Origin of the sequence: Methylobacterium sp. E-016 (genome assembly GCF_022829745.1) — a bacterium.
Classification (GTDB): Bacteria; Pseudomonadota; Alphaproteobacteria; order Rhizobiales; family Beijerinckiaceae; genus Methylobacterium.
The window spans coordinates 34,056-56,872 of the sequence record NZ_JAKSYF010000103.1 but is presented as its reverse complement, the minus strand read 5'-3'; the positions used below and the strand labels follow the sequence as shown (position 1 = coordinate 56,872).

20 protein-coding genes are annotated in these 22,817 nt (G+C 73.6%); 4 read left to right on the top strand and 16 right to left on the bottom strand.

Annotated elements, in window-relative coordinates; all coding sequences use genetic code 11:
- Nucleotides 1-1,215, bottom strand: a complete 1,215-nt coding sequence (tilS, locus tag MKK68_RS12760; RefSeq protein WP_409567233.1) for a tRNA lysidine(34) synthetase TilS — start codon at nt 1,213-1,215, stop codon at nt 1-3.
- Entirely contained in the window at nt 1,212-2,201 is a 990-nt protein-coding gene (gene ybgF, locus MKK68_RS12755) for a tol-pal system protein YbgF (RefSeq protein WP_244030582.1), read from the bottom strand. Before ybgF ends, tilS begins: the two co-directional genes overlap by 4 nt.
- Before the next feature lie 188 nt (nt 2,202-2,389).
- Between ybgF and MKK68_RS29745 the strand changes: the two genes are divergently transcribed.
- A complete protein-coding gene (locus MKK68_RS29745; protein WP_313899229.1) occupies nt 2,390-3,088 on the top strand; it encodes an SRPBCC domain-containing protein in 699 nt (232 codons plus the stop codon).
- Here MKK68_RS29745 and pal read toward each other — a convergent pair.
- Nucleotides 2,989-3,504 (bottom strand): peptidoglycan-associated lipoprotein Pal, encoded by a 516-nt coding sequence (gene pal / locus MKK68_RS12745; protein ID WP_147729567.1) that lies wholly within the window; start codon nt 3,502-3,504, stop codon nt 2,989-2,991. The two genes, MKK68_RS29745 and pal, sit on opposite strands and share 100 nt — an antisense overlap.
- Nucleotides 3,505-3,926: 422 nt before the next feature.
- On the opposite strand from pal, the gene MKK68_RS12740 reads away from it, so the two are divergent.
- A complete protein-coding gene (locus tag MKK68_RS12740) occupies nt 3,927-4,322 on the top strand; it encodes a response regulator (RefSeq protein ID WP_147729566.1) in 396 nt (131 codons plus the stop codon).
- Between the two features lie 43 nt (nt 4,323-4,365).
- Here the strand turns inward: MKK68_RS12740 and MKK68_RS12735 are convergent, their stop codons facing one another.
- Nucleotides 4,366-5,394, bottom strand: a complete 1,029-nt coding sequence (locus MKK68_RS12735; RefSeq protein WP_244030581.1) for a WcbI family polysaccharide biosynthesis putative acetyltransferase — start codon at nt 5,392-5,394, stop codon at nt 4,366-4,368.
- 90 nt (nt 5,395-5,484) lie between these two features.
- Between MKK68_RS12735 and MKK68_RS12730 the strand changes: the two genes are divergently transcribed.
- Nucleotides 5,485-6,552, top strand: a complete 1,068-nt coding sequence (locus MKK68_RS12730; RefSeq protein ID WP_147860066.1) for a GSCFA domain-containing protein — start codon at nt 5,485-5,487, stop codon at nt 6,550-6,552.
- Between the two features lie 69 nt (nt 6,553-6,621).
- Here the strand turns inward: MKK68_RS12730 and hemC are convergent, their stop codons facing one another.
- The 3 genes from hemC to MKK68_RS12715 form a co-directional block, all read right to left on the bottom strand.
- Nucleotides 6,622-7,545, bottom strand: coding sequence for a hydroxymethylbilane synthase (gene hemC, locus MKK68_RS12725; protein WP_147729055.1), 924 nt, complete (start codon nt 7,543-7,545; stop codon nt 6,622-6,624).
- Nucleotides 7,546-7,770: 225 nt separating this feature from the next.
- On the bottom strand, nt 7,771-8,070 hold the full coding sequence (locus MKK68_RS12720; RefSeq protein WP_147729054.1) for an antibiotic biosynthesis monooxygenase family protein: 300 nt from the start codon (nt 8,068-8,070) through the stop codon (nt 7,771-7,773).
- Nucleotides 8,071-8,098: 28 nt separating this feature from the next.
- Complete coding sequence (locus MKK68_RS12715; RefSeq protein WP_147729053.1) at nt 8,099-8,962, bottom strand: Kdo hydroxylase family protein; 864 nt, start codon at nt 8,960-8,962, stop codon at nt 8,099-8,101.
- A 218-nt stretch (nt 8,963-9,180) separates the two neighbouring features.
- Here MKK68_RS12715 and MKK68_RS12710 point away from each other — a divergent pair, with 218 nt between their 5' ends.
- A complete protein-coding gene (locus MKK68_RS12710) occupies nt 9,181-9,636 on the top strand; it encodes an RNA polymerase subunit sigma-70 (RefSeq protein WP_243933690.1) in 456 nt (151 codons plus the stop codon).
- A gap of 60 nt (nt 9,637-9,696) precedes the next feature.
- On the opposite strand, the gene MKK68_RS12705 is transcribed toward MKK68_RS12710, so the two are convergent.
- From MKK68_RS12705 to MKK68_RS12665, 9 genes are all read right to left on the bottom strand, one after another.
- The gene (locus tag MKK68_RS12705; protein ID WP_147860067.1) at nt 9,697-10,218 is read right to left on the bottom strand and encodes a histidine phosphatase family protein; all 522 of its coding nucleotides are present in this window, start codon (nt 10,216-10,218) and stop codon (nt 9,697-9,699) included.
- Nucleotides 10,218-11,198, bottom strand: coding sequence for an aldo/keto reductase (locus MKK68_RS12700; RefSeq protein WP_147728841.1), 981 nt, complete (start codon nt 11,196-11,198; stop codon nt 10,218-10,220). The genes MKK68_RS12705 and MKK68_RS12700 overlap by 1 nt, the downstream gene beginning before the upstream one ends.
- A gap of 220 nt (nt 11,199-11,418) precedes the next feature.
- The gene (locus tag MKK68_RS12695; protein ID WP_147843516.1) at nt 11,419-12,270 is read right to left on the bottom strand and encodes an AAA family ATPase; all 852 of its coding nucleotides are present in this window, start codon (nt 12,268-12,270) and stop codon (nt 11,419-11,421) included.
- A gap of 208 nt (nt 12,271-12,478) precedes the next feature.
- Nucleotides 12,479-12,988 carry a ferritin-like domain-containing protein gene (locus tag MKK68_RS12690; protein WP_244030579.1) on the bottom strand — a complete coding sequence of 170 codons (510 nt, stop codon included), beginning with the start codon at nt 12,986-12,988 and terminating at the stop codon, nt 12,479-12,481.
- A gap of 256 nt (nt 12,989-13,244) precedes the next feature.
- The gene (gene chpT, locus MKK68_RS12685; protein ID WP_147728838.1) at nt 13,245-13,979 is read right to left on the bottom strand and encodes a histidine phosphotransferase ChpT; all 735 of its coding nucleotides are present in this window, start codon (nt 13,977-13,979) and stop codon (nt 13,245-13,247) included.
- Between the two features lie 248 nt (nt 13,980-14,227).
- Nucleotides 14,228-14,788 carry a type II toxin-antitoxin system VapC family toxin gene (locus MKK68_RS12680; RefSeq protein ID WP_244030578.1) on the bottom strand — a complete coding sequence of 187 codons (561 nt, stop codon included), beginning with the start codon at nt 14,786-14,788 and terminating at the stop codon, nt 14,228-14,230.
- Nucleotides 14,789-14,791: 3 nt separating this feature from the next.
- Nucleotides 14,792-15,064: a hypothetical protein gene (locus MKK68_RS12675; protein WP_243933694.1), complete on the bottom strand. Its 273-nt coding sequence runs from the start codon at nt 15,062-15,064 to the stop codon at nt 14,792-14,794.
- Nucleotides 15,065-15,243: 179 nt separating this feature from the next.
- Nucleotides 15,244-17,475 carry a penicillin-binding protein 1C gene (gene pbpC, locus MKK68_RS12670; RefSeq protein ID WP_244030577.1) on the bottom strand — a complete coding sequence of 744 codons (2,232 nt, stop codon included), beginning with the start codon at nt 17,473-17,475 and terminating at the stop codon, nt 15,244-15,246.
- 2 nt (nt 17,476-17,477) lie between these two features.
- Nucleotides 17,478-22,802: an alpha-2-macroglobulin family protein gene (locus tag MKK68_RS12665; protein ID WP_244030575.1), complete on the bottom strand. Its 5,325-nt coding sequence runs from the start codon at nt 22,800-22,802 to the stop codon at nt 17,478-17,480.
- Nucleotides 22,803-22,817 lie beyond the last annotated feature (15 nt).

The window sequence follows — 22,817 nt, the reverse complement described above, 5'->3', positions numbered from 1 at the left end:
TCAATCCCTGGGGCGTGTGGGCCGGCTGCCCGCCGCTGCGGGTTCGTCCGCGCACGCCAAGCCAATGTAGGCAGAGCCCTCCCCCTTGCCAAGTAAGTCGGGCGCCCCTGCGGCAAGGCCGTCCCCTCGCCTGGGCGGAGCGGGCCGGATCGTCACGCGGCGGGCCGGGTCGGCGGCGATGGCGAGCCCGCGCAGGGTGCGCCGCACCGCGCGCCCCGATCTCAGCGCCGGCAGCAGGTCGACGAGGACCAGCCGCTCCAGCCGCTCCAGCCGCCGCGGCAGCGTGCCGCCGGCCCGGTCGAGGGCGAGGTCGAGGACGCGCAGCGCGACCGCGTCGGGGAGCGCGGCGAGGATTTGGCCGTCGAGACGGAGCGGGACGATCGCCGCAGCACCCCCTCCCCCCACTGCGGGGGGAGGGAGAGGCGCGGCTCCCTCCCCCCCTGGGAGAGGAGGCCCGTGCGCGTTCGTTGACACGAGATCTGAATGCACGCTCGCGAAGGCCGCCGCCGCCGCCTCTCCCAAGGCCGCCTCGTCGCGGGCCGCGCGCTCGGCCAGGCGGACGAGGCGATCGACGCTGAGGCCTTCGCGTTCCAGCAATCGGCGCAGGCGCACCCGGCCGTAGCGCTCGTCGGCGTTCGAGGGGTCGCGCGCGAAGCCGACGCCCTGCGCCTCGCACCAGGCCACGAGGTCAACCTTGGCGATGTCGAGGAAGGGCCGCGCCAGCGCCAGCCCGGGCTCGAGCGGGCGCTCCCGCCGCATGCCGGCGAGGCCCGCCGGGCCGCTGCCGGCGATCAGGCGCATCAGCACCGTTTCGGCCTGGTCGTCGCGGGTGTGGCCGGTGAGCACGAGGCGTGCGCCGACCGTGCGCGCATGCGCGGCGAGCAGGCGGTAGCGGGCGGCCCGCGCCTCCGCCTGGATCGCGGCTCTGGGACGGACGCCCTCCCAGGGCAGGGTCGCGTGGGGCAGGCCGAGCGTCGCGGCGGCGCGGGCGACGGCGCGGGCCTCGTCAGCGGATTCGGGGCGCAGGCCGTGGTCCACCGTCGCGACGAAGAGCGCGCCGGCCCGGCACGCGGCGGCGGCGTGCATCAGGGCGGTGGAATCGGGGCCCCCGGAGACGGCGAGCACCACGGGCGCGTCCCCGGCGAGCCAAGGTGCGAGGGCGTTGGCGAGGGCGCGACGGATCCGGTCACCGGGATCGTCGCGCGGGTCGCTCACGCGGTGCAGCGCGCGCGCTTCTGCTCGCGCGCCACGCTCTGGCGCACGTTCGAGCCGGCGGCGGGGAACTTGCGGTCGAGCTCGGCCAAGGTCGCGCAGGCCTGCTCGCGCGCGCCCAGCGCGTTGAGCGACACGCCGAGCTTCAGCATCGCCTCCGGCGCCTGGGGCGAGCGGGCGTAGTCGGTCGAGACCTTCAGGAACTGCTCGGCCGCCTCGCGGTTGCGGTTGCGCTGCAGGTAGCTCTCGCCGAGCCAGTAGGTCGCGGCCGGGACGTGGCCGTCGCGCGGGTGCGACTGGATGAACTGGCGGAAGGCCATCTCGGCCTGCTCGTAGCGCTTCTCGCGGATGTGGCCGACGGCGGCCTCGTAGTCGCTCGTCGCGTCCCCGCTGCCGGTGGCGGCGACGCTGGCCGGGGCGCGGGCCGGGCTCGGGAGCGCGCCGGTGGTGCCGACGCGGGCGGGCGGCGACAGGTCGACGGGCTCGTCGTAGCCGGGGGCGCCGCGGGTCTCAGCATCCTCGCCGTCGTCGATCGCCGGCTCCGGCAGGCGCCGGGTCTGGGCCATCGGGGCGGCGGCGGCCGGCGCAGGCGCCGCGGCCGGGGCGGAGGGCTGGGTCGCGCCGAGCTGCATCGGCGCACCGGGGCGGCCGGGGCTCTGCTCGGGGTCGAAGGCGTCGCCGCGCTTCTGCGGGCGGGCGGCGCCCGGATTGCCGCCGTTGACGGCGCCGGCCGGCTCGCGGCTCGGCGCGGGCGCGGCCTTGCCGCCGCCTTTCTCGTTGAGGCGGAACTCGACGTCCTCCTGGAACTTCCGAAGCTGCTCCTTGAGCTGCCGGTTCTCGTATTGCAGCGTCTCGATCTGCCCGGCCATCATCCGGGACTGGTTCTCGATCCGGTTGAGGCGCACGACGAATTCGGAGGCGTCCTGCGCCGCGGCCGGGGCGGCGAGGCTGAGGACGGCGCAGGAGGCGAGAAGCAGGCGGCGGAGCATGGTGGCACCGGTCGTGACAGGGAGCGCGCAAGGTCGGCGCGAGGCCGGTAGCAGATGCGCTCCAGCACGGCAAAGTTAAGGCGATGCCGGCTCGGGGCCCCTCGAGCCGCACGGCGAGGGCGGGCCTAGGGGGCCGGCCGCATGCGGCGGCGCCGCGGAGGTTGCCGCCACGACCGGCCTAGTGTGAGATGCCCGCCGCGAAGTCCCGAACGGCCGGATGCGAAGCCCCCATGCCGCAGGAACGAATCATCGTGGAAGCGACGGCGTCCGCACCGGTCGATGTCGTCCGGGACGCCTACACGATGCCGGATCGGATCACGCAGTGGAATTTCGCGTCCGACGATTGGCATTGTCCGACGGCGACCGTCGACCTTCGGGAAGGCGGCACGTTCACGGCGCGCATGGCGGCGAAGGACGGCAGCATGGGCTTCGATGTCGCGGGCACCGACACCAGGATCGTCCCGAACGAACGGATCGAATACGCCTTCGGCGACCGTCATGCGGTGGTCGAGTTCACCGCGTTGGGCGACCGGACCGGCGTGACGGTCGCGTTCGATCCCGAGACCGATGTCCCCATCGCGCAGCAGCGCAGCGGCTGGGCCGCCATCCTCGGCAACCTCTGCCGACACGTGGCGAGAGGGCGAGCCGCGCCGGACGCGTCGGCCGGACGCGTCGCGGCGGGTGCCGTCCCCCGCTCGCCCCTGCCCCGATACGCCCGCCCGAGGAGGCCGCGTTGTGGTGGAGGCAGGATGGCGGGGTCGTCGGGCGACGAAGGTCGCGCCTGCGGTCAGCTTCCGGCGCCGCGGTCGAGCACCGTCACGGCGCGGCGGTTCTGCGACCAGCACGAGATGTCGTTGCAGACCGCGACCGGGCGTTCCTTGCCGTAGGAGACGGTGCGCATCCGCCCGGCGGCGATGCCGCGCGAGGCGAGGTAGTCGTTCACCGCCTGGGCGCGGCGGGCACCCAGCGAGAAGTTGTACTCGCGGGTGCCGCGCTCGTCGGCATGGCCCTCGATGAGGAAGCTGTAGCGCGGGTAGCGCTGCAGCCAGGCCGCCTGCTTGTCGAGGGTGCCGGTCGCGGTGGGCGTCAGGTCGGTCGAGTCGGATTCGAAGAACACCCGGTCGCCGACGTTGACGACGAAGTCCTGCGCGCTGCCGGGGGTGGAGGCGCCGCCGCCGAAGGCGGAGGCGTCGGCGAGGTCCTTGTCGCTGCTGCAGGCCGAGACGGCGAGGCCGGCGCAGAGGGCGAAGCTCAGGGAGGCGGCGCGGAAGGTGGCGGCGCGGAAGCGCGCGGATCGGGGCATGTCTGTCACTCCACGAGCGGACGGTGTGCGCCGGCCCGGTCCCGGGTCGCGGCAGGTCGGCGCGTTGATGTCCGCGCGATCAAACGAGATTGGGCTTTAAGCCTGTCGGGTTAAGCGAAGGTTCCATCAAGCTTGACGCCGGGTTTCCAACGGAGCCGGCCCGCCGCCGATGTGTCGTGGCGCACGCAGGACTCGCGGCGCTAGGACCGACGTCGCGGGCCCCGTCAGGCACCCGCATTGCGGCGGCCGCGCGGCCCGGCCTCGCGCAAGCGTCGATTCGACTGGAGCGTTGCGGCGGCGCAACAACGGCGCGTCGCGGGCGAGCCCGCGTGGGCATGCGGGGCCGGGGGCGGCGCGCGTTAGGGAAGCGTTAACGCTCGCGGCCTCCACTGGGGCGAAACCTGCCGACCGGATCCACCCCGATGCATCCCGCCCAGAGCGTGCTCATTGTCGAGGACAGCTACCTGCTCCTCGAGATCGTCGCGTCGCTGTGCGAGACGCAGGGCATCCGCGTCATCGAGGCGTCGAGCGGCGAGGCCGCGCTGACGATCCTGCGCGAGCGCGGCCGCACGATCGACTGGCTGTTCACCGACATCCGCCTGCCCGGCCTGATCGACGGCTGGAGCGTGGCCGAGGCCTTCCGCGCGATGCATCCCGACCGGCCGGTGGTCTACACCTCGACCGCCCCCGGCCTGCCGCCGCGCGCCGTCCGCGGCGGCCTCTACCTGCGCAAGCCGTTCCAGATCCGCGACATCGAGCAGGTGGTGCGGATGATGGCGCAGGGCGTCACCGACGAGCCGCTCCGCGCCGCGATGTGATCGTCGCCCGGTCGCGCCGGGGCGTCACGCGACCCGCCCCGGCTCACGCGGCCGCGGAGCGGAACATCGCGACGATCTCCGGCGCGCCGATCCAGGCCTCGACCCGCGCGCAGGCGAGGTCGCTCGGCTCCGCGGCGTCGTACAGGGCGAAGCTCGCCGCCAGGAAGCCGGGCAGGTCGTACAGGACCGGGAAGGCGTCGCCGCGGGGCTTGGTCTTGAACAGGTACGAGCCGGTGAGCCCGTAGATCTCGGCGATCGGCGGATAGACCGGCCAGACCACGTCGCGGGCGAGCTCGTCGCCGAGGTAGTCCTCGATCTCCACCGGCTCCGGCGCGAAGCCGCTCTCGACCAGCAGGCGCCGGGCGATGTCGGCGACGACGAAGACCTTCGGGTGGTTGATCACGTGCATGAAGGCGCCGCGCCGGCTCCAGCGGCTCATCTCGCGCTCGAGCCCGAAGGCGACCGTGGCCCCGCCGCCGATCAGCTCGCGGACCGCCGGCTCCCACTGGTCGAGATAGCCGAGCCGCCGGAACACGTCCTCGCGGAACAGCCGCCCGGCCTGGGTCGCGGTGAGGCCGAGGCGGTGGGCGCACAGGGCGATCGCCGAATGGTACTGCCCGAGCGGCGAGCGCGCGAGCTTCAGCGCCGCGAGGTCCTCGACCCGGCCGGCATAGACCATGTCCGGATGGAAGGCCGAGAACACGATCGTCGGAAACAGCTTGGTGCGCGGGTCGCGCCGGCGCAGGACCGCGATGTCGCCGCCGGGGAGCAGCCCGGCCGGGAACAGCTGCGAGAACACGTGGTCGGAGGCGGCGAGCGTCGACACCAGCCCGTCGATGTCGCCGAGGTCGCGCCCGAGCGTCCCCATCGGCAGGAAGCGCACCGGGCTGTTGGGCGCCAGCAGCCGCATCGCCTGGGCCACGCCGCGCGCTTGGCAGTTGCCGAGCACCGCGATGCGCGGGCCGCGCCGACCCGCATCGGCAGCGGGCTTGGCGCGCCACGGTGTCGCCCAGGATGGCGGCGACAACGAGAACGCGCCGCGGGCGCGCCTAGGCAGATCGGACAGGGCCACGTTACGCGCCGGGTGCATCGGGTGGGGCGAAGAAGCTCGGGGCGCGTCGCCGAGGCGGTTGCGCCGGAGGTCGGAGGAAGGGTCTACAAGATGACGTCCAACCCCTATAGCGGTCTACCGGCCGAGCGTTTCTGGCGCAAGGTCGTGACCAACGTCGCCCCCTTCGCCGTCGATCCGCGGCCGCGCGCGCCCTTCGCGATCGGCCAGGCCGACAAGGTCGCCACCGGCGGATCGTGCTTCGCCCAGCGCGTCGCCGAGGCGCTTCGGGCGGAAGGCTTCAACTACTACGTGACGGAAGCCGCCCCGGAGGGCACCGCGCCGGCGGAGGCCGACGCACGCCAGTTCGGCACCTTCTCGGCCCGGTACGGCAACCTCTATTACACGCGCCAGTTCGTGCAGCTGTTCGACCGGGCCTACGGCCGGTTCGAGCCCGAGCTGAAGGCGTGGCTGCGCGAGGACGGCCGCTACGTCGACCCGTTCCGCCCCACCGTCGAGCCCGCCGGCTTCGCGGACGAGGCCGCGGTGGTCGCCGCGCGCGACGCGCATCTGGCCGAGGTGCGCCGCCTGTTCGAGACCCTCGACGTGTTCGTGCTGACGCTGGGCCTGACCGAGGGCTGGCGCTGGCGCGCCGACGGCGCCGCCCTGCCGCTCGCGCCCGGCGTCGCCGGCGGCAGCTACGATCCGGCGCTCTACGAATGCGTCAACGCCGGCGCGGCCGAGGTGCTCGCCGACCTGCAGGGCTTCCTCGAGCGGCTCTGGAGCGTGAACCCGACCGCCCGCATCATCCTCACGGTCTCGCCGGTGCCGATGATCGCCACCTACATGGACCGGCACGTGATGGAGTCGAACAGCTACTCGAAGTCGGTGCTGCGGGTGGCGGCCGGCGAGGCCTGCGCCTCCGGCGACCCGCGGGCGGTGTACTTCCCGGCCTACGACATCGTCACCAGCAACGTGAATGCCGGCCGCTACTACAACGACGACCTGCGCACCATCAACGACGCCGGCGTGCGCCACGTGATGCGCTCGTTCCTCGCCACCTTCGCCGCCGACCGCACCGCCCCGGCCCCGGTGCAGGCCGCCCACGACTTCGCCGCCGAATACGAGGGCACGGCGGGCGTGATCTGCGACGAGGAGCAGATCGAGCGCAGCGTGGCGTGAGGGGACGACGCGACCCGTCCCTTCCCTCCCCCGCAGAGGGGGGAGGGAAGCGCGCGTCGCGGATAGCCCCTACTGCAGGTGCTTCGTGTAGACCTCGCCCGCCGCCGCCTTGATCGCCGCGCCGCAGTCGCGCCCGATCCGCTCGGCGTCGGCGACCGGGCCCGAGCGCGAGGCGGCCCAGTGGCGGCTGCCGTCGGGGAGGAAGAGCAGGCCGTCGAGGCTGAGCGTGTCGCCCTCGATCCGCGCCAGCGCCGCGATCGGCGTGCGGCAGGAGCCGTCGAGCTCGGCCAGGAGCGCGCGCTCGGCGCCGATCGCCGTGGTGGTGCGGGCGCAGGCGAGCGGCGCCAGCAGCGCGTGGATCTCGGCATCGCCCGCGCGGGCCTCGATGCCGAGCGCCCCCTGCGCGACCGCCGGCAGCATCTCCTCGACCGAGAGCACCGAGCGGGCCATGCCCTCCAGCCCGAGGCGCTCGAGGCCGGCGAGCGCCAGCAGCGTCGCGTCGCACTCGCCGGCCTCGAGCTTGCGCATCCGGGTGTTGGCGTTGCCGCGGAGCGGCACGATGCGCAGGTCGGGGCGCCGCATCAGCACCTGCGCCGCGCGCCGGAGCGACGAGGTGCCGACCCGCGCGCCCGCGGGCAATTCCGAGAGCCCGGCGGCCCGCGGCGACAGGAAGGCGTCGCGCGGGTCGTCGCGGGCGAGGATGCAGGCGATGACCAGCCCCTCGGGCAGCCAGGTCTCGACGTCCTTCATCGAGTGGACCGCCACGTCGACCTCGTCGGAAAACAGCGCCTGCTCCAGCTCCTTGGTGAACAGCCCCTTGCCGCCGATCTCGGAGAGCGGCCGGTCGAGGATCTTGTCGGCCACCGTGGTGACGACGACGAGCTCGGTCTCCAGGCCCGGGTTGGCCGCCACGATCCGGTCGCGGACCATGCCGGTCTGGGCCAGCGCCATCGGGCTGCCGCGGGTGCCGATGCGGAGGGGACGCTGGATCATGTGCTTCTTGTCTCGCCCGAGCTTTGCGCGAGCATCGTCGGCGGCGGCGGGCGACGCAAGCGCTCGATCCGCTCCGACCCCGTCATTCCGGGGCTGCGAAGCAGAGCCCGGGATCCAGAGCCGCCGACAATGCCCATGACTTTCGCGTCGGCGTGTCCGGACTCCGGGCTCGCCTGCGGCGCCCCGGAATGACGGTGGAAGGGGCCGTCGGCGTCGCGCGCGTCCTCAGAACGCCTTCAGCACCCGTTCCGTGTGCTCCACGGCCGGCGGGCTCGCGAAGCAGGGGGAGACCAGGGCGCGGTAATCCTGCCACGGCTGCGAGCCGGTGAAGTCCCGGGTGTGGGCCTCGAGCGTGTCCCACTCGATCAGCAGGCGGTAGCGCTGCGGATGCTCGACCGAGCGCCGCACGTCGAAGCTGCGGCAGCCGGCGGCGACCCGGAAGATCTCCGCGGCCTCGGCGATGCCGGCCTCGAACGCCGCCTCCATCCCGGGCTTGATCTCGACCTGTGCGATTTCGAGGATCATCGGTGTCGTGTCCTTTGCGGCCGGAGGCCTACTGGAGCGGGCGGCCGAGCTTGCGCGCCAGGATCCGCTGCGGGCTCTTGTCCGGGTCGGCCTGGGCGGAGACCGGCAGGTAGGCGGTCTGCTCCAGCATGTAGCGGCCGCCCATGGCGCCGTGCATCACGAGGTCGGAGAAGGTGACCCAGGTCTGGCCCGGCAGGAACTCCACGTCGGCCTGGGGCGCGCCGGCCTGGTAGTCGGCGTCCTGCTTGAGCGCGTCGTGCAGGTGCAGCATCAGGTGGTCGTATTCCGAGCGCCGCGCCTTGGTGATGCGCAGGGCGGCGAGCAGCCGCGCCGAGAGGGCCGAGTAGCCCGGGAGCTTCGGCAGGAACTTGTCGGCCATCGAGCCGAAATCCTCGCCCACCCGCCACAGGCGCGGCTGGCCGCTCGGGTTGATGTTGCGGAACACCCGCAGGATGCGCTTCTCGCCGATCGGGTTGGAGGGGAAGGCGTCGACGTGCAGCCGGGTGTCGTCGCGGCGCCAGCTCATCTTGCGCCGGTCGACGTCGAAGGGCCGGTACGACGTGCCGGCGAGGCTGATCCCGCTCGCGTATTCCGGCAGGTGGCGCGCGATCAGGTCCTTGGAGAACGCCCGGTAGCGCACCAGCAGCTGGCGCAGCGCCTCCTGCTCCTCCGGCGTGCCGGCGGCGCCCCGGAGGGTCGCGGCCTCGCCCCGGATGTTGACGTTCTTGGCCTTGCCGTCGGCGAAGGGGCGCTCGGTGAAGCGCCGCTCGAAGTCGCTGAACGGGAAGTCGAGATCGGGGAACATCAGCACCGCGCCGCCTTCCAGGGCCGCGGCGAGCGAGCCGTTCGAGGCGGGCCCCGAGGCGGGAACGGTGAGGATCGGGCTGATCATGCGGGTCGCGTGTCCTGTCGCGGGGCCGGCGTCGCGGGTCCGCGGGTTTAGCCGAGGCTCGGGGCGAGGGCCAGCGCGGCGGTTTTACCGGTGGATGACGGCGCCGGCATCCTGTCATCCCGGGATGCCGCAGCCGCGAAGCCTTGCGCAACCGATGCGAAGGCGGCACGTTCTCCCCCTGTTCCGGGCGGTCTCGCCCGCACAAGGATCATTCGCCGATGGCGACGTTGAAGGAATTCGAGGAGTCGCTGCGCGAGCACGGCATGAACATGGCGCTCGCCCTGCTGGAGCGCCTGCGCGAGCGCGACCGCGCGATCCGCACCGTGAAGCCCGCCCGGCGCCTGACCGGCCAGAAGATGACGCCGGAGCTGGCCCACGCCATCCTCGACCTGCACGCCTCCACCGGCATGACGCAGCAGGAGATCGCCTTCAAGGTCGGCGTGAACCAGGGCCGGGTCAACGAGGTGATCAAGCGCGGCAAGTGGCTCGACGGCGATCCGCACGCCCCCGAGGCCGTGGCCCGCGACAAGGCCCTGGCCCGCCTGCGCGGCGAGCCGACGGCGCGCAAGGCCCCCGCGGCGAAGCGCGCCGCGGGAAAGAGCACCCCGGCCAAGGCGAAGACCGTCCCGGCGCCCCGGCGCAACCAGGGGCAATTGGCTTTCGGCGATCTCTGAGGCGCCGGGCGCAGGCATCAGATTCGTCCGAGAGCCTGCAACCGGCTTCAGGACGATGACTTAATCCGTCAGGTCCGGGCTGAGGTCCTTCGGCCGCACGAACCGCTCCAGGCGGCCGTCGCCGTCGATCGCGCCCCAGCTATCCGCATCGAATTCGATCACCGCCAGCGCCGCCGTGGGGAAGCCCTGCGCGAGGCGGCTTCGCGCCGCGCGCGGGCCGGCGCCGACCAGCCGGTCGGCCAGCGCCTCCATGCCGGGATTGTGGCCGACCAGGATCAGCGTCTCGGCGGAATCGGGGGCGGCGCGGACCGCCTCGAGCAGCGATGCCGGCGGCGCCTCGTAGATCGTCTCGACGATCTGCGCGGGAACCGCGCCGAGCGAGGCGGCCACCGCCTCCCAGGTTTCCCGCGTGCGCTTTGCGGGCGAGACCAGGGCGAGGTCGGGCTGCAGGCCCTCGCTCGCGAGGTAGGCGCCCATCCGCGGCGCGGCCTCGCGCCCCCGGGCGTCGAGGGGCCGGTCGATGTCGGGGACGCCCGCCGGCCGGTCCGACTTGGCGTGGCGCAGGAGCAGCAGGCGGCGCATCAGGCGAACCCGACGATCGGATGCGGGGTGTAGAGCGACTCCAGCGCCGCGATCTCGTCGTCCGTGAGCACGAGGTCGAGGGCCGCGACCGCATCGGTCAGGTGGCCGGGCTTCGCGGCGCCGATGATCGGCGCGGCGACCTCGGGCTTGGCCGCGACCCAGGCCAGGGCCACCTGCGCGCGCGGCACGCCGCGGGCCTCGGCGATCTCGGCGACCTTGGCGATGATCGCCCAGTCGGCGTCGGCCGCCGCGTCGTAGAGGCCCTTGCCGACGGCGTCGCTGTCCTGGCGCGCGCTGGTGGCGTCGGCGTCGCGGGTCAGCCGCCCGCGGGCGAGCGGGCTCCACGGCAGCACGGCGATCCCCTGGTCGCGGCAGAGCGGCAGCATCTCGCGCTCCTCCTCGCGATGCAGCAGGTTGACGTGGTTCTGCATGGTCGCGAACCGGGTCCAGCCGTGGAGATCGGCGGTGTAGAGCGCCTTCGAGAACTGCCACGCATACATCGACGAGGCGCCGAGATACCGCGCCTTGCCGGCCTTCACCACGTCGTGCAGCGCCTCCAGCGTCACCTCGATCGGGGTCTCGTAGTCCCAGCGGTGGATCTGGAACAGGTCGACGTGGTCCATGCCGAGCCGCTTCAGGCTGGCGTCGATCGCCGCGAAGATCGCCTTTCGCGACAGCCCGCCGGCATTGGGCCGGTCCGTCAGCGGGTAGAAGCACTTGGTCGCGACGACGAGGCTGTCGCGGTCGCCGTAATCGCGCAGCGCCCGGCCGACGATCTCCTCGCTGGTGCCGTCGGAATAGTAGTTGGCCGTGTCGAAGAAGTTGATGCCGAGGTCGAGCGCCTGGTGGATCAGCGGGCGGCTCTCGTCCTCCGGCAGCGTCCAGGGATGGGGGCCGCGCTCGGGGATGCCGTAGGTCATGCAGCCGAGGCAGAGGGCGGACACGTCGAGGCCGGTGCGGCCGAGTTTCTTCATCTTCATGCGGCGGCTCTTGGTTCTCTCGATCTGACGGCCGCGTTTTGGCCAAGGTAGCAGGCGGCGTTCCGCTGCCCCCAATTCATCGCCTCATCCTGAGGTGCCCGCGCGAGCGGGCCTCGAAGGAGCCCTCCCGAGGTCGCGCGGTCCCTGGAACCCTCCTTCGAGGCCTCCGCTTCGCTGCCGGCACCTCAGGATGAGGGGGTGGAGGGGAAGAGCGGAAGGCTCAGCCCCCCCGCCCCTCGCGCCGCATCATGAAGGCCAGCTTCTCGAACAGGCTCACGTCCTGCTCGTTCTTGAGCAGCGCGCCGTGCAGCGGCGGGATCAGCTTGCGGGCGTTGGTCTCGCGCAGGGTCTCGGGGTCGACGTCCTCCGAGACCAGGAGCTTGAGCCAGTCGAGCAGCTCGGAGGTCGAGGGCTTCTTCTTGAGGCCCGGCACCTCGCGGGTCTCGAGGAACACCCGCAACGCCTCCTCGACGAGGCGGTGCTTGATGCCGGGATAGTGCACCTCGACGATTCGCCCCAGCGTCTGCGCGTCCGGGAACTTGATGTAGTGGAAGAAGCACCGGCGCAGGAACGCGTCCGGCAGCTCCTTCTCGTTGTTCGAGGTGATGATCACCACCGGGCGGCGAGCCGCCTTCACCGTCTCGCCGGTCTCGTAGACGAAGAACTCCATGCGATCGAGCTCGGTCAGCAGGTCGTTCGGGAACTCGATATCGGCCTTGTCGATCTCGTCGATCAGCAGCACCGGGCGCGCGTCGGCCGTGAAGGCCTCCCACAGCTTGCCGCGGCGGATGTAGTGGGAAATCTCCGAGACGCGGGGATCGCCGAGCTGCGAGTCGCGCAGCCGCGAGACGGCGTCGTACTCGTACAGGCCCTGCTGCGCCTTGGTGGTCGACTTGACGTTCCAGGTGAGCAGGTCGGCGCCGAGCCCCTTGGCGATCTCCTCGGCCAGCACCGTCTTGCCGGTGCCGGGCTCGCCCTTCACCAGCAGCGGCCGCTCCAGCACGATGGCGGCGTTGACGGCCGCTGTGAGGTCGGGCGTCGCGACGTAGGACTCGGTTCCGGTGAAGCGCATCGGGCTGTTTCGTCCTGGCGGGCCGGCACGCCCGACCCGTCCGACATAGGGCGCAAAGCCGGTCGCGGGCAACGCCCCAGGGACGCGGCCCGCTCATCCCGAGGCCCGTGGGTCGGGACCCATGAGGTCCGGCGGGCCGCCGCCCCGCCGTCGCGGGGAGCCGGACCGCGACGCGATCGACCGCGTCGCGGTCCGGTCTTCGCCCGGCCTAGCGGTCGGCCTTGGCGCCTGCGGTGGTCAGCTCGATGTAGCGCAGGGTCGTCGGGCGCACGAGCTCGCGCACCTTGGCGGCCATGCCCTCCTCCTCCTTCAGCGATTGCTGGAAGGCCGCGGCATGGCCCTGCTGGCCCGCCGCCTCGCCGATCGCCAGCAGCGAGGTGTAGGCGGCGACCTCGAAGTTCTCGAAGGCGTGGTTGGCGTAGGCGTTCTTCAGGATCTCGTCCTGGGCCGGGGCATGCCCCAGCGCCATCATGTTGCCGACGAAGCCGAGAAAGCCCTCCTTGAGCGCCGAGGGGCTCTCGGAGAGGCCGTGCAGCGCCTCCTCCAGGCGGGTGCGCTGGCCATGGGTCTCGTCGATGTGGCGGCGGAGCGCCGCCTCCATCTCGGGATAGTTCTGCAGCCGTTCGACCTGACGCTCCATGATCTGGAGCGCCTGCATCTCCAGGGCATGCGTGTTCTTCAGCGCCGTGACGTAGATGTCGCGCGTGTCGTGGGCCATGTTCGGATCTCCTGATCGGCGGCCGGAGCCCGGCCGCGCCTATGGGAGAGACCCGGCGCCCGCCGGCCAAGTTTCCCGGGAGTCGCGCACGCGCTCAATGTGACGCAGCGCGGCGGATCTCCCGCGTGCGTCTCGCGCGTGGACGGCGCACCCAAGCCTCCCCCGCACCCAAGCCGGGCTCGCCCGCCTCGGGCACACGGGGTGCGGATCTCGGGCGGGCCCGAGATCCGTCGGGGGAGGGAAAAGCCGGTGCTCCTCAGGCGAGCAGGGTGTCGGACGGCTCGCTGTCGGAGGGGCGGTCGTCCTCGGAGCTTTCCGGGGCGGTCTCGATCACCGGCTCGACCGCGGCGGCGACCGGCTCCGAGCGGATCGTCACGGTGTCGCCCTCGATGGAGAAGCGGACGTTCATGGCGGCGGCGCGGGCGACGAGGCCGGCATAGTAGGGCAGGATGCCGTGGGCATCGACGACGCCGTTCTCGGGCGTGCCGGCGATCAGCGCCTCGACATGGGGCGGGATGCGGGCATGCGAGCCCTTGGCGACCAGCACCAGGGTCGGCGCCTCGCCGTCGCCGGTCACCGTCACGTCGAGCAGGCCGCCGCGCGGGATCGCGCCGGTGGCGATCATCACGAGGTTGAGGAGCAGCTTGACCTTGTTCTTCGGGTAGAGCGCCACCGGCGCGCTCCAGCTGAGCTGGGTCTTCTCGTCGGAGAACATGCCGCGGGAGACCTTCTCCGCGTCGGCGAGGTCGATCGAGGCGCCGGCCGAGCCCGCCGCGCCGAAGGCGATCCGGGCGAATTGCAGGCGGGCGGAGGCGTGGCGCGCGCTCTTGCGGATCAGGTCGAGGGCGAACTCGCGCATCGACTCGTCCTGGTCGTCCTCCAGCACCTCGAGCCCGTTCACGATCGCGCCCACGGGGCTGATCACGTCGTGGCAGACGCGGGAGCACAGCAGCGCGGAGAGGTCGAGGGCGTCGAGGGTCACGGCATTCATGGCACGCTCCGGGCGTTTTCTTCGGACTTGGTCTTCGGACTTGGTCGTCCGGCTTGGCGACGCGGAACTCGGCCGCGGGCTTGGCGACGCGGAACTCGGCCGCGGGGCGGCCCTGCCCGAACGGATAGACGCCACATCCGCCTTTGCAAAGGGTTACGGGGGAGGCGCGACGCGGCAAGCCGATCGCCGGCCGGCCCTCGGACCGGAGCGGCAGGCGCCCGGCTCGGTCCGCCGCCCCGCGCGCCCCCTCAGGTCCGGCAGAACAGCACCCGCCCGTCCGCCCGCATCTGAAGCAGGGCGTCGAACTCGCGCACGTTGCGGGTCAGCACGGCGAACCCGTGCTTCATCGCCTGCACGAACAGCACGCAGTCGTGGAGGGCCTTCATCCGCTCGTCGCGGCCGTAGCCCTGAACCCGCGCGAGCATGCCCGCATACACGGCGGCCTGGGCGAGGATGTCGGCATCCGGCACGAACAGGCGATGCGCCGGCATGGCATCGATCGCCGCTTCGATCGCCGCGACGGCGCCCTCGGTCCGGGCGACGCCCGGATCCAGCACGCCGACCGTATGCATCAGCTCCTGGACGGCGACGGTGCTGTGGTTCACCAGCCGGATCGCGAGCAGATCCGCGACGATCGCGGGCGCCCTGCCCTGCATCTGGTCGATGTAGACGCAGGTATCGAGGAGAAGGCCGTTCCCGGCCGATGCCTCCGTCCCGAGAAACGGAAGACGGTCGTCGGGTCGGCGTCCCAGGGTCCTGACCGGAGCCTGCCTCCGAACCCGCTCGGCGGACCGGAAGTCGAACGCCACGCGCTAGAATCCGAGGTCCAGCCCGGGATCGACCGTGCCTCTCAACGCTCGAAACACGTCGGCGAAATCGTCTTCGATCGCCAGGTTGGCCAGGGCGAACTCCACCAGCTCGGTGTCCGACCGGATGCCGGTGCGGGCTTTCGCGCGCTCGATCAGTTCCGGCGACACGCGCCCGGAAATCCGCCCGCCTTTCTTCGCGATCAGGCCGCTCTCCTGCGCCCGCGCCAGCACGGCCTGAACCTTCGCCTTGGACGAGGCCGCCGCCACGATCGCCATAGGATCGGGCGACACGCGGTGCAATCGGGCGCCCGATCCGCTCGGTCCTCCGCGTGGAGGCTCGTCGCGAAGGCGGTCTGCGCCCGTCCCATGCGCCCGGCTCGGCGAGCACGCCCGCAGACCCGGCAAACCTCTGGAGGCGTGCGACGCGCACGATCGGCACCGGGATGCCGGCGCGCCTATTCCAGCCGCACCACGACGCTGTCGCTCGCGCCGGTCGCGTCGAGGACCGAGATGCGGGCGAAGCCGGCGCCGTCCGGGACCCATTCGGACTGGCGGCGGGGGGAATCGGCCACCGGGCGGCCGCCGACCATCCAGGTCAGCGGCGGCACGCCGCCCAGCGCCTTCAGGGCGAGGCGCGCCTGCTGCGCCGCCTCGCCCGGGTGATCCTGAAGCCCGAGATCGATCCGGGCGCCGTCGGGCGGGTAGGCGATCTTCAGGGGCGCGGTGTCGGCGGCGGCCAGCGTCTTGGGGGCGTCGCGGCGGATGTGGCGGAGTGGCGGCGGCAGGCCGGCCGACGTGGTGACCAGCGCGTCGCGCGGCTGCGCCACCGGCTCCGGCTCGCCGCCGAACCGCGCGAACGCGTCGAACAGGATCGGCGCGGCGACCGCGCGCCCGACGAGGCCCGGCACCGCGGCGCCGTCCGGCCGCCCGACCCAGACCGCGATCGTCACCCGCCGGTCGAACCCGGCGGCCCACGCGTCGCGATAGCCGAACGAGGTGCCGGTCTTGTAGGCGATGCGGCCGGGCAGCGCGTTCTCGGGGGGCGGTGCGCCGCGCAGGATGTCGGCGACGTACCAGGCCGCCACCGGCTCGGCGACGCGGCGCGCGGAGTCGGGCGGCGCCGGCCGGTCGGCGCGGCGGATCAGGTCGGGCATCGCGCCGCCGCGGGCGAGGCCGGCATAGAGCCGGGCGAGGTCGGTCAGCGTGATCCCGAGGCCGCCCAGCGCCACGGGTAGGCCCGGCGCGGCGTCGCGCGGCAGCAGGATCGCGGCGCCGGCGGCCCTGAGGCGGGCGATGAAGCGGGCCGGGCCGACCGCCTCCATCAACGCGACGGCGGGCACGTTGAGCGAGAGCTGCAGGGCGCGGCGGGCGGTGACGGTGCCTTGATACGTGAGGTCGAAGTTCTCGGGCGCGTAGGCGGCCGCGTACCGGGCCGGGCGGTCGTCGAGCAGCGTCTCGGGATGGGCAAGCCCGCTCTCGAAGGCCTGCGCGTAGATGAAGGGCTTGAGCGCCGAGCCCGGCGAGCGCACCGCCAGCGTCATGTCGATGGCGCCGCGGCGCGCGGCGTCGCGGTAGCCGGCGCTGCCGACCTGGGCGAGCACCGCGCCGGTGCGGTTGTCGATCGCCAGGATCGCCGCCGACAGGCCGGGCCCCGCGGCCTGCGCGCGCTCCGTCGCCAGCTGCTCGAGGCTCGCCTGGAGCCGGCCGTCGAGGGTCAGGCGCAGCACGCTCGCCGACGGGTCGACGGCGACGGCCGCCTCCGCCGCGTGCGCCGCCGCCATCGGGAACGGCCGTCGCAGGTCCGGCACCGGCTCGGCCTTGGCGGCGGCGGCCTCGCTGCGCGTGATCGCGCCGCGGGCGGCGACGATGTCGAGCACCCGGTCCCGCGCCCGGCGGGCGTTGGCGGGAAAGCGGTCCGGCCGGCGGGTCTCGGGCGCCTGCGGCAGGGCGACGAGGAGGGCGGCTTCGGCGAACGAGAGCCGGGCCGGCTCGCGGCCGAAATAGGCGAGCGCCGCCGCCCGCACGCCCTCGACCGGGCCGCCATAGGGCGCGAGCGCGAGGTAGAGGTCGAGCACGCCGGCCTTGCCGAAGCGCCGCTCGAGCGCGACCGCGCGGACCATCTGCCGCAGCTTTGCGGCGAGCGAGCGTTCGGCGCGCGGCTCGACCAGGCGGGCGACCTGCATCGACAGGGTCGAGCCGCCGGAGACGATCCGTCCGTGCGCCAGCCATTGCCACGCGGCGCGCAGCGTCGCCGCCGGGTCGATGCCGGGATGGTCGGCGAAGCGCCGGTCCTCGTAGGCCGTGAGCATCGCGAGATAGCGCGGGTCGACGGACGCCGCCGTCACCGGCAGCCGCCAGCGCCCGTCCGGCGTCGCGAACGGGCGCAGCAGGGTCCCGCGGGCGTCGACCACGATGGTGGAGCGCAGGTCCGCCTGCGCCAGGTCGAGGGGCGGCAGCGCGGCGGCGAAGCGCCAGAGGGCGAGGGGGGGGATGGCGACGAGGATCGCGACGAGGGCGACAAACACGCGCCACCTCCCTCCCCCCTCTGCGGGGGAGGTTGGCCCCTTCGTGAGCAGGGGTCGGGAGAGGGGAGCGCTGTCTCCGGACGACGCGGTCCCCTCTCCCCCCCTGCTCCGCAGGGTCCCCTCCCCCGCAGAGGGGGGAGGGACGCGCGGGCGGCCGCCCATCCCTACTTCGCCGCCCCGATCTCGACCGAGCCGAACGCGGTGCGGCCGAAGCGTTCGGGGCGGTACATGTCCTCGATGGTCGCGCCGGGATGGACGTAGGTGCCGGGCGAGACCGCGCGCACGGTGTAGGCGGCGATGAAGAAGGCCGACTGCTCGGGCGAGCGGTCGTAGGCGGCCACGAAGCGGTCGTCGCGGAACTCGGTGTGGACCGGCTGCACGTCGGACTTCGCGAAGGCGAGGCCGGTGAGCGCGTCGGCGTCGAGGAGCTTCGGGTTGTCGATCTCGAGGCCCGCGGGCAGGTGGTCGACCAGCAGCAGGCGGCCGGCGCTGGCCTTGGCCTCCGTCACCTTCAGCACCACCACGAGGCGGTCGTTCTGGCGGATGCCGCGGGCGGGGTCGACGACGCTGCCGTCGAGGCGGTGATAGCTCCGCTCGATGGCGTAGCCGCGCGCGTCGGCCGGCTCGGGCGACACGGGATTGCCCGAGACGCCGACCACCACCTGCACCGGCGCCCGGCCGGTGTTGGCGATCGCCACCGGCCGCTCCAGCGCCGCCGCCCGGTAGCTCCGCGCCAGCGGGCCGGCCTGGGGCGCGCCGTCGACGGTGAAGGACAGCGCGTCGGCTTCCTGCGTCAGGCCCTGGGCCGCCAGCACCATCCAGGTGTTCTCCTGCGTGCTGGTGACCCGCCCGGAGGCGCGCTCCTCGACAAGCACCGCGGAGACCGGGGTCAGCGCGGCCTGCGAGAAACCGGTCTCGGCGGCGAGCGCCAGCAGGCCGGCGCCGTCGCGCAGGCGCGAGCCGTAATCGGCGCGGTAGCTCTGCCTGTCGCGCTCGGACCGGAGCGCCGTCAACGCGGACTCCATCGCCTTGGCGGCGCGGCCGCGGTCGCCGAGGAGCGCCAGGGCCGCCGCGATCTGCGCCCGCCCGAGGGGGGTGGCGAAGTCGGCGAGCTTGGTGTCGGCGAGGTAGCGGAGGTCCCCCATCACCGGGCGGCCGTTCCGGGCCAGCACGTAGGCCGCGTAGGCGAGGTCGGTGCCGCCGTCGCGCACCTCCGTGGTGTTGGCGACCGCGTTGCGCAGGCGGTCGAGGGCTTGGCCGAACGCCACCTGCGGCACGGCGAAGCCGCGCTCGCGGGCCCGCGTCAGGAAGTCGGTGACGTAGGCCGACAGCCAGAGGTCGTTCGACCCCTGCGCCGACCACAGCCCGAAATCGCCGCTCGCATCCTGGCGCGACAGCACCCGCTCGATCGCCTCGCGGATGCGGGCGTCGACGGTGTCGTCGAGGGCCAGCCTGTCCTTGGCCGCGAGCGCGTTGACGTAGAGCAGCGGCATCGCCCGACTCACCACCTGCTCGGAGCAGCCGTAGGGGTAGCGGTCCAGCGCCAGCAGCAGCGCCGGCACGTCGATGCCCGGCAGCGCGCCGGCCGCCACCGAGACGGTGCCGGTGCCGGGCAGGATGTCGGCGAGCAGGTCCCCGGAGAGCTGTAGGCTCGCGCCGGGCGCCAGCGTGCGCACCTCGCGCCGCACCAGCGCGCCGGTGCCGGGCGAGACGGGAAGCGTGAAGCGCTGGCCGACGCCCGCGGCGAGGCCCGGGCCGGAGAGCGTCAGGTCGAGGCTCGCGGTGCCGGGCCCGGCCGCGGTGATCTGCACCACGAGCTGCCCCTTGGCGCCCGCCTCCAGCCGCATCGTCGTGCGCACCGCCTGCGCCCCGACCAGCACCGGCCCCGACAGGTCGAGGTCGAGGGTGTAGTCGCCGCCCTGCCCCTCGACGTTGTCGAGCGCCAGGAAGACGCGGGAGCGGTCGCCGGCATTGAGGAAGCGCGGCAGCGTGCCGGTGACGACCACGGGATCGCGCACGATCACGTCGGCCGAGGCCTGGCCGACGCGGCTGCCGCTCCAGGCGGTGACCATCACCCGCGCGGTGCCGTTGAAGGCCGGCACCGGGAAGGTGACGCTGGCGCTGCCGTCGGGGGCCACCGTCACCACGCCGGAATAGAGCGCGAGCGGCGCCTGGGTCGGCGGCGCGTCGGCCAGCTCCCCGCCGGCGCCGTCGCCGCCGGAGCGGATCGCGCCCAGCGTGCCCTGCATCCCGTCGATCAGGTACCCGTAGAGGTCGCGGATCTCGGGTCCGAGCGCCTTCTGGCCGAGGAAGTAGGCGACCGGGTTCGGCGCCTCGTAGCGGGTGAGGTTGAGGATGCCGACGTCGACCATCGCCACGGTGACGCGGGCCGCCTCGCCGGCCTTGAGCCCCGCGAGCCGGATCGGCAGGGTCAGGTCCTGGCGCGGGCGCGTCTTCTCCGGGGCCTCGACCGAGACCGTCAGCGCCCGCTCGGCCCGGTCGACCGAGAACCACGCCAGCCCCAGCGCCCGGCCCGGCAGGCGCTTGGCGGCCTGGTCAAGCGGCCGGTAGGCGGTGGCGACGAGATAGGCGCCGGCGCCCCACTCGGCCTTGACCGGGATCGACACCGTGACGCCGCCCTCCGGCACGTCCACGTCGAGCACCGCCTGCAGCCGGTCGCCGACCACCGTGACGGTGGCGCGGCCCTTGAAGCGCGGGTTCAGCCGCGCCTGGAGGGTGTCGCCGGCCGTGTAGGCCGCCTTGTCGAGGGTGAGGTCGAGGAGGTCGGGCACCTCGGCCGTCTCCGAGCCGCTCCAGCCGACGCTGAAGCTGACGGAGGCCGCAGCCCCCGGCCGGCCCGGCGCGCTGACCTCGAGGCGGTACTTCCCGAAGCCGAGCGCCCGGGCCACCTTGGCCGGCGCGTCGGCCTTCAGGTCGAGGGTGCCGTCGGCGACCCGGCGCACGGACTTCACCGGCTCGAACGACCAGCGGCCGTCGGCGCGATACCATTGGTAGGTCTGCTCCAGCCGCGACAGCGTCCAGGTCGCGCCGGCCTGCGCCAGGCGCGTGCCGTCGGGCGCGGCCATCACCACGTCGAAGCCGGCGGTGCCGCCGACGGGCAGGTCGTCGCCAAAGCCCTTGCGGATCGCCAGAACCGGGCCCTCGGGCAGGATCGGCAGGGTGAGGCTGCGCGACAGCGCCCGCCCGCCGGGCTCGCCGACCGCGAGCGTGATCTTGGCCTCGACCGGGCGCGGCGCGGCCAGCGCCTGCACCGGCACCGCGACCACGGCCTCGCCCTTGGCGTCGGTGGCGGCGCGCGCCTCGATCTCCTGGGTCGAGGCCTCGATCGCCTCGTCGTCGAGCCCGACCGAGAAGCCGTCCAGGCCCTTGATGCCGCTCGCGGCCGCCGCCTGCACGGTGACGCTGCCCGAGACGTCGAGGCCCGAGCCCGGCGCGCCGTAGAGGTAGCGCGCCGCCACAGCGACCCGGGCGGCCTCGCCCCGGCGCAGGCTCGGCTGCTCGGGCTTCAGCGTCACCTCGAGCCGCTCGGGGACGTAGTCCTCGAGCAGGAACGAGGCCTCGCCGACGGCGGGCGCCTTCGGATCGGTGAAGGCCTGGATCAGCCAGGTGCCGTGCATCGCGCCCGAGAGCAGCGGCAGCGGCAGGGCGCGCCCGCCGAGGCCCTGGTCGGCCACCGAGACGCGGCGGTACTCGACGCCGTCGGGGCGCTTGACCACCAGGGTCAGCGGCAGGCTCGGCACCGCCTTGCCCTGCCCGTCGCGGAGGAGCGCGGTGATCTGCACGGTCTCGCCGGAGCGGTAGACCCCGCGCTCGGGGAAGACGTAGGCCTCGATCGAGCCGGCGTCGGCCCGGCCCTTCACGCCGCGGTCGGTGAGGTCGAAGGCGGCGAGGTCGAGGTCGAGGAAGCCGTAATCGTCGCCGACCTGCGCCACCACCAGGCTCGGGGCGACGCCGCCCTCGCCGCGGGCGAGCCCCGGATCGAAGGCGGCGTGGCCGCTCGCGTCGGTCCGGCGCGCGGCCAGCACCTCGTTGTTGCGGGCGATCAGGCGGATCTCGGCGTTCGCGACCACCGTCGCGCTGGCGAGCGAGCGCGCGAAGACGTGGACGCCGTCGCGGCCCTTGAAGGCGGTGAGCCCGAGATCGGAGACCACGAACCACTGCGTCGCCTTGGCCTCGTAGCCGCCATCCTCGCCCTCCGCGGTCGCGGCGGTGCCCGAGGCCTGCGCCAGCATCACGTAGAGGCCGGGCTCGAGCCGGCCCACGGCCTGGAGCACCGGGAAGGCGGTGACCGATTCCTGGTTGACCTCGGCCTTGGCCGTGTCGAGCGTGCCCTTCCAGACCTGGACGCCCTTCTGCGCGGCGATGGTCCGGGCGGTGGCGCCGTTGAGCTGGCCCAGGAACTCCTCCGACCGCAGCGACGGCAGCAGGCCGCGGTCGCCGATGCGCAGCACCTCGACGTCGACCTTCGGCGCGTTGACCGAGACCAGCGGCACCCCCGCCTGCCCGGTGCGGGGCAGGACGTAGTTGCGGCCGGTGAAGCGCACCTGGGGGGCGCGGTCGCGGACGTAGACCTCGTAGTCGGCCGACTTCAGCAGGCTCTCGCCCACCGCGGAGGGCAGGCCCTGGCGCACGACGAAGGCGTAGGAGCCGCCGTGCTTCAGCCCGTCGACGCAGACCTGGGAGCCTTCGGCCGTGACCGCGGCGTTGGTCGCGCCCGACACCGCGACGAAGGGGGCGAAGTCGGCCTTGGCCGCCAGCGGCTCGGAGAAGGTGAAGCACACCCGCGGGGCGGCGGCGTCGGCGTCGACCTTGTAGTCGAGGATGCGGAAACCGTGCTCGGCGCGCATCGTCTCGTAGGCCTCGCGCACGGACGCCACGTCGTTCAGGGCCAGGCTCGCCCCGTAGGCTTCGAGCGCCGGGCGCCACTCCGCCCGGCCGCCCTGGATCTCGGCGAGCAGCGCCAGGGCCTCGGCCGCCTCGGGCGCGGTCCGCGCGCGCTGGTAGGCCTGGTAGGCGGCGGCCGGGGCCCGGCCGCGCAGGCGCGCGCGGCCCTCGTAATCCTTGTTCTCGTCGTCGCCGGCGACCGCGTCGGCCGCCCGCGCGTAGCCGAGCCAGGCCTGGACGTCGGACGGGTCGGCCGCCACCGCGGCGGCGAAGGGCGGCAGCGCCTCGGCGGCCTTCTCGTCGGCGAGCAGCGCCTCGGCGGCGCGGCGGGATTGACCGGGCCCCTTGAGCGCGCCGGCGGCCTCGCCCTTCAGCGACGTTTCGAGCCGCACGGCCGCGCTCGCCAGCCCCTCGCGCACGAAGGTCCTTGCGATCGCCGGTGCGGGCCGGGCCGCGGGCGCCGGCCTGGGGACGGCACGGGCGGCGGGCGCCGGCGCCTGCGCGAAGGACGGCGTCGTCGACGGCGCCGCGATCAGGAGCCCGGCCAGCAGGCCGATCCGACGCCCGAACCCCGATCCCAGCATGATCGTCCTCGCCCT